This is a genomic window from Pelagicoccus albus (genome assembly GCF_014230145.1).
GTDB lineage: Bacteria > Verrucomicrobiota > Verrucomicrobiia > Opitutales > Opitutaceae > Pelagicoccus > Pelagicoccus albus.
On record NZ_JACHVC010000005.1, the window covers coordinates 243008 to 256303 of the forward strand.

The 13296-nt window shown below is 54.5% G+C and carries 7 protein-coding genes and 1 pseudogene; 2 read left to right on the forward strand and 6 right to left on the reverse strand.

Annotated elements, in window-relative coordinates; all coding sequences use genetic code 11:
• From H5P27_RS03020 to gnpA, 6 genes and pseudogenes are all read right to left on the reverse strand, one after another.
• Entirely contained in the window at positions 1 to 1410 is a 1410-nt protein-coding gene (locus tag H5P27_RS03020) for a purine-cytosine permease family protein (RefSeq protein WP_185658892.1), read from the reverse strand.
• 1012 nt (positions 1411 to 2422) lie between these two features.
• Positions 2423 to 3376: pseudogene (locus tag H5P27_RS20030) on the reverse strand (glycoside hydrolase family 43 protein); the annotation flags it as partial.
• Between the two features lie 101 nt (positions 3377 to 3477).
• Positions 3478 to 4443: an acetylxylan esterase gene (locus H5P27_RS03030; protein ID WP_185658893.1), complete on the reverse strand. Its 966-nt coding sequence runs from the start codon at positions 4441 to 4443 to the stop codon at positions 3478 to 3480.
• 42 nt (positions 4444 to 4485) lie between these two features.
• Entirely contained in the window at positions 4486 to 6432 is a 1947-nt protein-coding gene (locus tag H5P27_RS03035; RefSeq protein ID WP_185658894.1) for a rhamnogalacturonan lyase, read from the reverse strand.
• 12 nt (positions 6433 to 6444) lie between these two features.
• Entirely contained in the window at positions 6445 to 8952 is a 2508-nt protein-coding gene (locus H5P27_RS03040) for a glycosyl hydrolase (RefSeq protein WP_185658895.1), read from the reverse strand.
• A gap of 28 nt (positions 8953 to 8980) precedes the next feature.
• Positions 8981 to 11173, reverse strand: a complete 2193-nt coding sequence (gene gnpA, locus H5P27_RS03045) for a 1,3-beta-galactosyl-N-acetylhexosamine phosphorylase (protein WP_185658896.1) — start codon at positions 11171 to 11173, stop codon at positions 8981 to 8983.
• Between the two features lie 356 nt (positions 11174 to 11529).
• On the opposite strand from gnpA, the gene H5P27_RS03050 reads away from it, so the two are divergent.
• Together H5P27_RS03050 and H5P27_RS03055 are read left to right on the forward strand one after the other, a co-directional pair.
• A complete protein-coding gene (locus H5P27_RS03050; protein WP_185658897.1) occupies positions 11530 to 12186 on the forward strand; it encodes a DUF6250 domain-containing protein in 657 nt (218 codons plus the stop codon).
• Positions 12183 to 13262 carry a PKD domain-containing protein gene (locus H5P27_RS03055; protein ID WP_185658898.1) on the forward strand — a complete coding sequence of 360 codons (1080 nt, stop codon included), beginning with the start codon at positions 12183 to 12185 and terminating at the stop codon, positions 13260 to 13262. The genes H5P27_RS03050 and H5P27_RS03055 overlap by 4 nt, the downstream gene beginning before the upstream one ends.
• Positions 13263 to 13296: the final 34 nt, after the last annotated feature.

A 13296-nucleotide genomic window follows, 5' to 3' on the forward strand; every position in this document is an offset into this window, starting at 1 on the left:
TTAAGCTTGGCTGGCTGCTTTGTTTTGTAGGACTTTACTAATTACAATGTAAAGGGCGGCGGCTAAGAACCAACCCGGCAGGCTAACGAAGAATATGTCTATGCTGCCGTTAAGGACGAGTCCCACGCAGATCGCTAAAGTGAGGATCCAGGCAACCGCTGCGGCCCAGTTCACTTTTAGTTGCTTGAACTCTGCGAAGTTCGAGCGCAGGCCGAGTTTTGGCAGAAGCCAAAAGTCGCAGAATATTATAGCTCCCATGGGCATCAGTAACAGTCCATAAAGGGCTACGAATCCTAAAAGCTGCATGGCGATACCGGGGAATGTTCCGGCCACGGCGGCTAGAATTCCGGTGGCGAAGGTAACCTTGAAGCGGCTCGCTTTCGGTACGATTGATTGGAAGGCGAGCCCGGCTCGGTAAATAGTTGGATTGGCCGTTGTCCAACCAGCGATCACCACGCAAATGAGTCCTACCGCCCCACAGGCCTGCGCGGTCATCGGGCCAGGCAGTACGTCGGTGTTACTTGGATCGCGATGGAGCTGTAGGGCGTAGAGGATAGAAGCTGCGATCCAAGCTAGGAAGTGACCTAGATACATACCCGTGCCGCTGGCGATTCCGTACCAGCTCTTTTTGGCGAAACGGAAAACCGAAAGGTCCGACATACCTACGTGCATAGCCATATTGGCAAACCAGGCGAAAAAGAGCACGTGCCAGAAAGTCATCTTCGCTTGGCCGGCGAGCGGCTCTCCACCGCTCCAAATGGTGGTCTTGGCTAGTGTAATGACATCGCCGATACCATTTACCGTGGTGCCAGTTTCGTTGATGAAGTCTCGGAGACCGATTACACCGAAGGCGATGAAAACCAGCACCATCCAGGGGGCGGCGATATTCGCGAAGCTTGATACGAATTTGTATCCAGTTGCCGCTATGAAAGCCACACAAATGCCCATGCCAAGCGTGGCGACGACCCACGCAAAGCTATTTGGATACACGTCCGTCAAACCGGGCATCGGGAAGTTAAACCAGACGCCGAGGGCAGTGGCAGACACGGTGATCATAGAGCCCGCCAGGAAACAGAACATCACCCCGTTCAGAATATTGTAGAAGGTGACGAGCCTCACCCCGCAGATTTTCTCTAATTGATAGTAGAGAGTCAGTCGCACGCGGGTGGCGATAGGGGCGGTCATGAGGGTCCAGCTCAACACGGCAAGAAGATTGCCGAGCAGAAGGCCCCAGATCAGGTCGCCCATGCCGACGCCACCAGCGACGAAGAGCGGACCGATCATTAGTTCGGTACCGGCTGTGTGCTCTCCAGCGTATTGGCCTATAAAGCTCTTGAAGCCAAGGCGGGCTTTTTCAGGTACGGGCTCGCGCTCGTACTCCGAGGTTTCGGAGTTCGTTGATTCGGACATTCAGGTTTTTTTGGGGGTTGATTTGGGGGATACGGTAGAAGGATCAATGCCAAGGAAGGAAGCGAGGATCCAGCTTAATGTAAGTCGGTTCGTCGCGGTCCGCAGAGATGATTCCATCCTCGTACTTTAGCTCTACGACTTGAAGTGAGGAGCGGCGGGTTTCGTAGCCGTCTGGCAGGTCAGGGCTGGTCTTGCCTGGATGGGTAAAGTAGAAGAGGTAGGCTCTGTCATTTTGCACCACTACATCCGGGTGTCCGCCTTTGACGCGGTCGTCTTCGCCTTTACCAGGGAATTCGAGAAGATTGTCGCCTCCTTGGCGAGTCCAGCTCAGGGCGTCGTCGGAGCGGTAGACTGCCAGGCCTTGCCAGACATCGGTAACCATCCAGTAGCTGTCTTTCCAACGGAAAACCTTAGGACCTTCGCCCGACTTGTCTCCGATGACCTTGGTCTTGTCGGTCCAAGTGTAAAGGTCCGGACTGTCGGCGTAGTAGATCGACTTGCCGTCGCGTTCATTGTTGTACCACATGCGCCAGGTTCCGTCTTCGAGCAGGTACACGCAGGCGTCGATCACGCGATCGGTGGCAAGCTTGAGGGTGGATTGGTAGTTCCAGTTCTCCAAGTCGTCGCTCGTGAGGTGCATGATGTCGCGAGGATGCCTCCAATCTTCGAATACGCCGGGCACAAATGTGAGGTACATGTGATGCGTGCCATCTGGGGCGGTAATAACCTCGGGAGCCCAATGCGTTTCCTCCTCGATATCGATCGAGGCGGGCAGGTTGATGTTCGCGGTCCCGTAGTGTTTCCAGCTCGCTCCGCCATCGGTGGATTCGGCGATACCAATGTGTGTTCCGTGAACCCAAGCCACTCCGGATAGGCCGTCTGCCTTGGCCCGACGGTTGGTGTAGAACATCCAGTAGCGGGCTCTTTCGGGATTCCAAAGGACAACTGGATCCGCCGTGCCGTCGAAAACCGGATCGCGAAAGAGCGGCTTGTCGGCGACTTTCGCTGGGCTGTCCGGCTGCGGAGTTCCGAAGTCTGGCATGCCTTCGTCGGTCCAAGTGAAATATTTCAGTCGAGTATGGCGGTTGGGGTCGACTAAAGGATTTCCGATGAGCTCCTTGTAGTTCCTAGCGTGGTACACAAGCACGTCTTTACCGTCTTCGTCGGTGGTAAAGCTGTTGTGCCCCGGGCCATAGATCGAGTTCTCTACATTGGTTTGAAATACCGGTTCGGGACTCTTTTCCCAGCTGTCGGCATCGAGAAGGTCTGCTTCCTCGCTGGCATGCAGCAAGCCCATGGCGTAGCTGTGATCGGTGGCGCTGGCAGAGTAGGAGACGAAGATCTTTCCGTTTCGCTTTAGTACCGCGGGTCCTTCGTTTACTCGGTAGGTTTGCAGTTCCCAATCGTACTCTGGAGTAGTGATCAAGGTTTGCTCACCTTTCAGTGTCCATGGGTTCTCCATTTTCGAAATATAGAGGTTCGAGCTGCTGGGCTTTTCCTGATCGTATTGGGCCCAGATCATGTACAGCTCTCCCTTGTGTTCGAAGGTGGTCGCATCCAAGGCGAAGCTTTCCCACTCGGTCTCGATTTTTCCTTTTTCCGTCCAGTTCGCTTCCAGGGGATTTGAGTCTGCTGTCTCCAAGACATACACACGGATATTCCAGATGTTCTCTGCGTCTCCTGCGGCAAAGTAGATATACCATTTTCCATCGATGCGGTGCAGCTCTGGAGCCCAGATGTGGGCTCCCATCGGACCCTCGTCCTTCTTGTGCCAAACTGTGGTCGGCTCCGCCCCGGCTAGTCCGACGAGCGTTTCGGAACGTCGCAATTCGATGCGATCATAGGCAGGAACGGACGCGATGAAGTAGTAGAATCCGTCGTCGTGCTTGTAGATCCAAGGATCAGCCCGTTGCTCGATCAGAGGATTTGGAAAGCTTGTAGTGGAGGCGTGACAGCTAGTGGACATTGAGAGTAGCAGTGAGAGAGTAGCCGCGAGGCTTATAAATTTTAACATGGGGCGTTTGGTGCGATGTTTTGTTTAAGGCCGGGGGACCTTTTCTGAATTATCTAACGTACTTGCATCAGAAAGTTGAATACTTTGTCTTGAAATCCCGGTAGCGCTTCATGCCCGAAATCGGGAAATATCTCCATGCTCTTGGGAGCAGAGATCCGGTTGTAGGCTGCGAATTGAGTAGAGGGGGGACAGACGTCATCCATCAGTCCAGTGCCGAAGAGAGTGGTGGCTTGGATGCGCGGAGCCAAGTGCTGGATATCGATGTAGCCGAGCTTCTCGAACATAGCTTGCACATTTTCATGCTGTGGATCGCGACGGCGTAGATAGTAGGAAAGCTCCTCGTAGGCCTTTTTGGCGAGGTCCATTTCCCAGACGCGTTGATAATCGCAGAGGAAGGGGAACATGGCGGCGGCGTACTTGACGCGTGGTTCGAGCGCGGCACAGGCCAAAGTGAGCGCACCGCCTTGCGAACCACCCGTAACGGCTAGCCTATTTTCATCCGTTTCCTCAAAGCTGATGATGGTGCGGGCCAGCTGCACGGTATCCAAAAATATGGAACGGAAGAGCAGCTTTTTGGGGTCGGGGTCTTCTAGTCCGCGGACTATGTGGCCATTTAGTGTTGTTCCGCTCACTCCACCCGGGTCGGTGGAGAGTCCGCCTTGTCCGCGGCAGTCCATAGAAGCCACGCAGAATCCTTCGGCCACGTATCCAAGCTTTTCGTACCAGTCTCCCGCGTTAGCGGAATAGCCGTGGAATTGAAGGAGAATCGGGGCGTTTTCGGCCCCCTTGGGTCGCAGGTATTGAGCGTAGATGTCGGCTCCACCCACGCCCTTGAAGACGAGGTCGAAGCATTCTGCATAGCTAGCCACGATTTTAGAGCTCGGCGTCAAGGTGTACTCGGGCTTAACTTGGTTGAGCTCCGCGAGGGCCTTTTGCCAATAGTCGTCGAAATCCGCAGGGCGTGGATTTCGGCCGAGATAAGTTTCCAGTTCGGGAAGCGGTTTATCTATGAGAGGCATGAGAATTGATAGTTGTAATTCTGCTTGAAGCTGGCGAACTCCTTATTCGCCGACGACGGAGACTGACTCCCTTTCTGGCAAGGGGGCTTCGTCTCCCAAATAAAAACTTGGGTGTGGCGGTTGGTTGTAGGCAACGTTTTGCCACGCTATCGCCACGCGGTATTGAGCGTCGTGCATGAGAGTGGCCATACGGTGTTCGGTTGGGATGGTGCTGGTGTAGATGCGAAGTTCCGAATTGTCGCGGCTTCGCCATACGACTTCTTCCCGCCAGTCGCCAAATAAGTCGGCCGAAAGGGCGGGAGTCGCTTTGGTGCCATTATTGGAGGTGCTTGCGTGAGCGGTTAGCAGTGTATCCAGTTCTTCGGTATCCGGATTGAACTTGAGAATGAAATTTTGATCTAGCAACTCCCGTTGCAGATCGCCATCCCACCAAATCGCGAAGTTGGTAGGGATACCCTCAGGCTTGTCGTAAATATACTCTCCAGTAGAACTGAAGACCTTGGTCATGCCCGCTCCGGCTGCCCAACTCTCGGCTCCTGGATAGCGGGGGTCCATGTTGACAGCGATGCCGCGGCCTGGACCTTCGCCTTTGTCGCCTCCTGATTCGGCGGCCTTTATGGAGGGAATGGTGAAGATAACGTCGCCCGACGCGGCGTCGCGCATGCTCATGCCCTGATCGTCGAAACGCTCTTGGATGTCGAAGATCTCCTGACCTGGGTTAGAGGGAACAAGATCGGTAACGTGCAGGGCGTCTCCGTGGCCCCAACCCTTGCTGTAGAGGCCCGTTCCGTCGTGGTCGAGCACCATGGCTCCGTATATGATCTCGTCTTTGCCATCCTCGTCAATGTCCGCGATTGAGAGGCTGTGATTGCCTTGTCCGCGGAAGGGACGGTTCTCCTCGGAGGCATCGGAATCGAAGAGCCAGCGTTCGCTCAGTTCTCCGTCCTTCCAGTCCCAAGCTACGATAACCGAGCGAGTGTAGTAGCCGCGGCACATGATTATGGATGGCGTTTCCCCATCGAGGTAGGCCACTCCGGCGAGGAAGCGGTCCATGCGATTGCCGTACCCGTCTCCCCATACCGCTTTCATTTCCTCAGAGCTCGGATTTGCGATGGTTGGGTGACGAGAGGGGAGATAATCCGTGGTGGCGAGAGCCTCCCCGGTTTCACCATCGAAGACGGTGAGGAACTCAGGGCCGGTGATGATGTAGCCGTTGTCGTTACGCCAATCCGCATCCGAGTCGCCGATCACCTTGCCCAATCCATCGACTGTGCCATCGGCGGTCTTGCAGACTAGTTCCGCTTTTCCGTCGCCGTCGAAATCGTAAACCATGAACTGGGTGTAGTGCGCTCCGGCCCGGATGTTTTTGCCCAGATCGATCTGCCAAAGCATGTCTCCCTCCAAATTGTATGCTTGGATGAATACAGGATCCGTAATGCCGCGACGGGAGTTGTCTTGAGCCCTGTTTTCCTGCTTTAGGATAATCTCGTAGTCGCCGTCTCCGTCCAGATCAGCGGCGGAGGCGTCGTTGGGCGTGTAACCTTCTGGAGTCTGCAAGGGGATGCTAAGGTAAGGCTGAACCGGAGGCATCGCATCGAAGGTAAAGGTCCCGACGACTCCTTTTTCTTCGCCATCAACAAGAGGCTTGACGATGTATCGAGTTTTCTGATGCAGAGCCGCTTCGCTGTCCAATAGGAAGGTTGGGCCGCTCAGTGGCTGGGCGTTAAGTTTTTCGACCGCTTTCTCTTTCGGTTTTCGGGAAGCATAATCTCCCCAGTCGGTATGATCCGCCTCTTGTATGACCTCGCGATACACGTTGAACGCGGTGTCTGGAGCTTCATTGCCAAACAGTCGCCATGATAGGGCCACGGAACCGTCGGCCTGATGGATTCCAACCAAACCACGGTCTAGCTTTTCCAGTTTAGGCGTGGCTGAAGCGAGATTCAGCAGGGCGGCGGCAGCGATCAGGGAAACGGTGCGTTTCTTCATTTTTTGGGGCGATTAATGAACAGGGGTAACGGAGACGGGACCGAACAAGCCGTAGGGTGAGACTTCCCAGTCCGATGCGTCAAAAGCGCGGTAGTCGATGTTGACGAAATTGATATCTTTGAAAATTCGCCATGGGACTTCGCGGCGATCCAGATCGCGGATACGGTTGTCAGCTAGGGTCGCGATTTCGATGCGGAGCGTGTTAGTCCCTTTTTGCAAAAACTCAGCAGGGATTCTGCTGGTATACGGGCTGCGAATTAGGGTACTGACGAGTTCGTCGTTTACGAATACTTGAGCGCTGCTGGAAAGGGATCCGAGATCGAGAAGCAGGTCTGAACTCAGTTCCTTTGCCGAGAGTTCGAAAGTGTTTTCGTAGGCAAGTAGGCCGGCGAAAGCTTCGAGGCTTGGGTAGCCCAGTTCGCTGATAGGTGCGAGCTCATCCAGCGTCTTCGTTGCGGGAAGTTCTGGACCTCCCTTGAGGAAAGAAAGGCTCCATTTTCCGGCGAGTTTAATTGATGCCTTAGCTATTTTTAAGTCGGAGTCGCTGAGGAAAGGTGTCTTCTCTGAGGACGGCTTGCCTGCGAAGATAAACGTGGATTCGAAGGGATTGAGGGTGAGCTCTAGGCTTCCTCCGCTTGATTTGACGTATCCGGCTTGCCCTGTCCAAGGATCGAAACGGGTGCAGGTGCCGGCCTCTGAAAGGGAAGTCAGCTCGACGGTCTTTGTCTCGTCACTCCGGTTTACGATGAAGTAGCTAGGCGTGCCGTCGCGCAAGGTTCGGCGAATGGTCCGGAATCCGTCGGAGTCTTGCCAAGTGTCCGGGCTCATTTCTTCGATGGATGCAACAGTGCCGATTTGGATGTAGTTTGATTCAAGAGCCTGTTCGACCAGTTTATCGAGCTCGGCTTGCCGTGACTCCCAATTGGCGAAACCGGGAACTTTCCAGTTTTTTGGGTCCTGTAGAGAAATGACGGATACGCCGTCTTGGGCTAGCTTTATGAGCGACTCGACAGTCTTGAGGGGGATGCGTTCGAAGATCGGCAGAACGATGGTAGGCGAAGTTTCTACGGAAGCTGCCAAGTCTGCGAGTTGCCGGTCGGAGATAAAGTCGAAATGCACACCAGCGTCCCAGAGCTCTTCGGCTGTCGCGTCTAGGTCGGTTCCCAGAAGCCAGTTTTTGCCATCGATGTTTTGGCGAAGTTTGGTGCCGCCAACTTCGGAGTAGGGATCGGCGGCCGGGTAATAGAGGTAGATGTCCGAGTAGGGCTGGCCCGCTTGCAGGATCATCTGGCAGCGAGCGATGTAGTCGTTGAGAGCTGGCAGATGGTTCCAAATCGGGTTGCGGTCGTTGACCTGAGTAGACGCGTAGAAGACCCAGCCCGGCCAAGTGGCATCTTGCGGCGAGTAGGCGGTACCGTGATAGAAGAGGTGGTTGACTCCGCAGAGGAAGAGGTAGTCGGTGGCCCGTTTGATCTTGGCCAGATCGCTGGTCCAATGTTCCGAAAGCCAGGTAAAGCTCTCGGATGATACCAAGCGTTTTTTGGTAACGTGGGCAGCGGAGGAAGAGAACTTATGGATAACAAAGTGTTCTTCGTCGCCGAAAATCTCCGTCTCTGGGATATCGGTTTTGGCGTAGACGTCGAGGAGGTTGGCCGGTGAACCGTGGGCTTGATTTCGGGTAATCAAGCCGAAGGCGTGCGTCTTCTGGTTCCAGGTATCGCTGAAGTTTTCCAGCAAAAGCTCTTCCATGGTGACGCGATAATCGTAGCGGAAGCGCTCTTTAAGCTCCTCTGAAACTGATTCGTTTTCCGGATCGAAAATCGAATACATCTCGGGCGAGTTGAAGCGATTACGGTAGATCAACTCGTTTTGGAAATCGTGAGACCAATTCGTTTCGTATTCCCACGAATCGTGGAAAACCGCTCTCACTAGGTCTGGTGAAACCGCATTGAAAAAGGTCCGATTGAAGCGGTCGATGTAGTTGGCGACCGCATCCTGATCAAGCATGTCGATCGTGTATCCAGATCCTCCTGGCGCGGGGCGTTTGACGCGTTCTCCGCTTAGTTCCGCTGTGATCTCGTATGCCTTGGTTTCGCCTTCAGCGTTGGTGTGGCGATGGAGCTCCAGTTCTACAGCTCGCTCGTTATCCGGAACCAGTTCGTGTCCAAGTCGCCATCCAGTGCCCGGTACCACGTCCATCTGCATACCAAGGCGTTTTGCCTCCAGGCCCGCGTGGCGCATGAGCTCCAGCCATTTATCCGAAAGGAATTCCGTCTCGAGCTCCTCTTTCCCTTCGACTCCGTAGATGGGAGTGATTTCGACTCCCCCGATTCCGATTTGGGCGAAGCTTTCCAACTCCCGGGTGATTTCCTCTTTGTTAACCGCCGAGCCATGCCACCACCAACGCGTCCATGGTTTATTCTCACTCGTAGCCTCCTTCAAATCTGGTACCTGCGCTTGCGAGGGCAGGGCGGGAAGAATGAGGCTGAGTGAAAATAGAACGCTTTTTAGGTGGGGCATGGTTTCGGGGGGTAGGCAAAGGATTTTTTTAAACCGGACTTGGCTGGTCGATAATCTTAGACGCGTTGGGCTCTAGACTGATTTCGATCGCGCCACTTGCGGTGGAGATCGAAGTCGTCTGCGGCTCGCTAGAGTTGTTGATGACGACCAGCTTTCCGGATTTCGGATAGTAGGCGCACTCGCAATAGAGGTTGGAGCTGAAGCCCTTCTCGACTAGCGATTCCTTGCCCGCTGCCCAGAAGAGGGCACGAAGCAGAACGCGGAGGTTTTTCGCTTCGTAGGTATGGCCTGCAAGATACACGCAGCGGCCTTTGGCGAATTCGTTGACCGCGATGGTTGGAGAATTTCCTTTCGCGGCCAGCACTTTGGCGGATGTATCGGTCAGATAAATACTATCGACAGTCTTGCCTAAGTCCAAGGAAGCGTCTGTATCCGCCGTGATGAAGTGATCGGAAACGACTTCGAAGCCAGGGCGGTTGAAGGCGCTGGTCAGGCCGATCTCGCGATCGACGCCCATGATGTGAGCTAGCTGGAAGTACTGGGATCCATGACGTTGCGAGCTCGGCTCGCCGATACCGATGAATCCGCCGCCTTCGCCGATGAAGGCGGAAAGGGCTTCCACGATGCTTGGGTTTTTCCAGTATTCGCCGCCTGACCAAGAGTCATCCACGATGCCGGCGTTTATGATAACGTCGATAGATGGATCGATGCCCTTTTCGAGGATGTCGTCGAAGGAGATAAAGACGGTCTCCGCCGCGAGTCCCGAAACGGATTCCATGGCTTCATTGTAGTAGTTGCCATGGTTGAAGTGTCCGCAGCAGGCCCAAGCTCGAGTGTTGCCCCAAGCGGACAGGATGGCGACCTTGAGCGGAAGCTCTTCCGGAGCTCCGGCTTGGTGGAGGCCGCGAAGTTGGCGGAACTCATTGCCCAGCTCCTCGATGTAGTCGACGAAGTCCGGATGGTTTTCAACGAGGTGGAGGTAGCCGCCGAAGCCGATACGATCGCAGCCCTTGCGAAGGAGGGCGCGACGAATGTCGGTCCAGTAGCGCTTGCACTCTTCGGTTGGCTTGCCACCCGGCAAGAAGGAAGGTTCCCCGTTGACGCCGGTTGGGAAAAGGTAGGGGTGCATGCGAAGCTCGCGCACATTGACCGCGGGACATTCGGCTACCTTGCGGGTTTCGAAGCCATTGAAAATGCCGTCGATGATTCCGTCGAAGCCGAAGTCCTTGAAGCGTTCGTTGTAGGGCTCGATGCCGATCCAGTGGTCATTATAGAAAACGAAGGCCAGCTTGCCCGCTTCGTGGATACGGTCGACGCACTCCTTGCCGAAGGAGACGACGAGCTGGTTGATGAAGTCCATCCAGTCGCGGTAGAGCTTGGAGGGGACTTTGTAGGAATTGTTGTAGAGGCCCGCGTTGATGAAGTCTTCACTCTTTGGACGGTAGCCGAACTGCTTTTCGAACTGGCGGATCGCTTCGGTGGAAACGGAGAATTCGTAGGAGCCCCAGTCGTTTACGATGAAGCGTTGCTTGGCAGGATCGCCCCAGAACCACCAGAAGTTGTAGAACATGGAGGTCAGGCGGACCACCTTGGTGTTCGGATGATCAGCAAGCCATTTGGCAAGGTATTCGCGGATCTGGTCGCGGGCTTCCGGGTGGATCGGATCGATCGGCATGAGGTGCTCCTTGTCGCCCCAGTCATTGGTGACGTGGTTGTACATGGAGATCTCTTCCCAAATACGATAGCAGAAGAAGTTGACCGTGTAGCGGTGCCACTTGATGGCGGACTCGATGGTGACAGAACCCTTTTCCTTGTCGAAGGACCAGCAGTCGGTGGATACTTCTTCGCCGCTAGTGCGGTCGAAAACTTGCCACCACTCTTTGGGGTCATCGTCGGAATTGATGACCAACTGCTCCTTGAAGTAGCCTTTCAGGAGATCGACGGTCACGGTTTCGCCGTCGGCGGTAACAGGCTCGCTCATGACGCAGCATTGCTGGAGCTTGGTCGGATTTGCCTTGGCCCACTCGTTGTCAGCCCGTACGAGGCAGAGAGTCGAGTAGATGTCGTAGTCCGACTCGGTGATTTCGGAAGAAAGCTGGGTGCCGTCCGAGTCGCGAATGACGTCGGCTCCCCATTTCTTAGCGAGCTCGAGCGTGAGGGTTTCGTAACCTGCTTCGCCGGGTAGGGTGAAGCCGCCTGTGGTGAGTGATGTGTTATCCATTTGTTTATCTGAAGGGGTTAAATCGAGTTGGAGTGGCGATTCGAAAAGGATGGATTTACTTCAGAATTCGTCGCTTAGGCAATCGATGAGAATCGATTGAAGATCTAGCTTTTTGCTTACTGTCAGATCTGGGGTTGGGTAAGTTACCAAGCTAGACGGTTCGGAGCAGTTGGTCGAGCTCGAGTGGATCACCAAGATGGGTTAGGTATTTGGATTAAGGCTTGGATGCGGTCAGACGGTAAGGTCGCTGTAGGGCTTGACCGTATTCTGGGAGGTGCGAGGCTGGTCAACGTATGTTTACCAAGCGGCTTTTCTCGGCACTCTTAACCCTACCTTTTATCCTCACAGTTACTACCATGAGCGAAGCGAATGAAGACGTAGCCTACGAGACTATCGCGTCGGACGACTTTTCCGGCGATCTCTCGAACTGGCGTATTGAACAACAGCCCGGCGGTTCCGTGTATCTGGAAGATGGAAAACTGGTGATTGCGGACAAAAAGGGTTGCAGCGTCTGGTACGTTAACGAGCTCGAGGGGCCGTTGCGTATCACTTATTCGGTTACGGTTACCTCCAAAGAACGCGTTTCCGACATGAATTGCTTTTGGATGGCTAGCGATCCCGACCATCCCGAGGATCTCTTCAAAGAAGGTCACGGCCGCGAAGGCGCCTTCGCCCAGTACGACGATTTGCGTCTCTATTACGTGGGCTACGGAGGAAATCACAATGGGACCACCCGTTTCCGCCGCTATCTCGGTAAGGGAGAAAAACCGCTGTTGGAAGGCTATGACTTACGGGATGAAGAGCATCTTCTCAAGAGCGACCACAAGTACGAGATCGAATTGATCGCCGACGAGGACGGAGCTCGCTACTATCGCGACGGCGAATTGGTTTTCGAATACGAAGATCCGGAGCCTTTGAAAAAGGGTTGGTTCGGATTCCGCACGGTTTGGAGTCACTTGGAAATAGATGATTTCAAGGTTGAGAAACGCGTTGGCGGAAAGGCTGAGCAATGAAGGTCGCGGGATTCGCGTTAAGCGTCGCCCTCGTTTCGCAGGCCTTCGGTCTGGAGCGGGAAGGGGTGGAATTCAAAGTCTTTCAATTTCCAGCCGACGAGATTCCTCGCATCGATGGGGATGCATCGGATTGGGACCTCGTTCCGGAAAGTTATGTCGTGGGAACGGAGGAGCTTTGGGAAGATTCGGGCAAGCATGAAGGCCACCTTCCAGAGAGCTTAGATATCAGCGTGAAAGTTGGCTGGGTAGAAGGAATGAACCGGCTCTATTTTCTCTATGAAGCCTACGACGACTATTGGGATTTCGCTCTGCCCGGATTGAAGAACGATACCTTTGAAATCGTGGTGGACGCAGACTTGTCCGGCGGTCCCTTGATCGATCGCTTCCGCGAAAACGAGGAAGTAATGAGCGAAGGGGATGCCTGGATGGCCATGCACGGAGCTCACGCCCAGAACTATCACATCTTCACCCCTGCCCGCGACAAGGACTGGTGCATGTACTGGGGACCCGCCCAATGGCTGAAGGCTCTGCCGTATTCGAATTACGCCTACACCTACGATTTTGAGCCCGGAGAGGGCGGGAAGCTGAAGCTAGAGTTTTGGATAACCCCGTTTGACTACGCGGGAGCCGAAGGTCCGGAGCGAGCGGTACCGAGCATTTTGCGAGAGGACAAGCTCATCGGTCTGGCTTGGGCGATCATCGACTACGATGACCAAGAGAGCACTCGCAACAATGGCTTTTGGAATCTCTCGCGAAGCCACACCATGTATGGTCAGGCTTCGGAGTTGGTTGCCTTTCGCTTAATGCCGATTGAGGGGGAGTTGTTGCCCGATCTGAAAGCGAAATGGGAGGTTGCCAGCTTGGATCACGAAAAGCGCGAGGCACGTTTTGCAGACCAATCAATTGGTGACGTTGAGAGCTGGTCCTGGGATTTTGGAGACGGAACTACATCCAGTGAGCAAAACCCGACTCACGTTTATGAAGAGGCGGGTTATTTCGTGGTGACCCTTACCGTTAGTGATGGCCAAGAGGAGTCGACCTACAGTCGCGTCTGGGACGTGACTTTTAAGGATTAACCTTTCAAGCGGCGTGGCCAGCAAGCCACGCCTC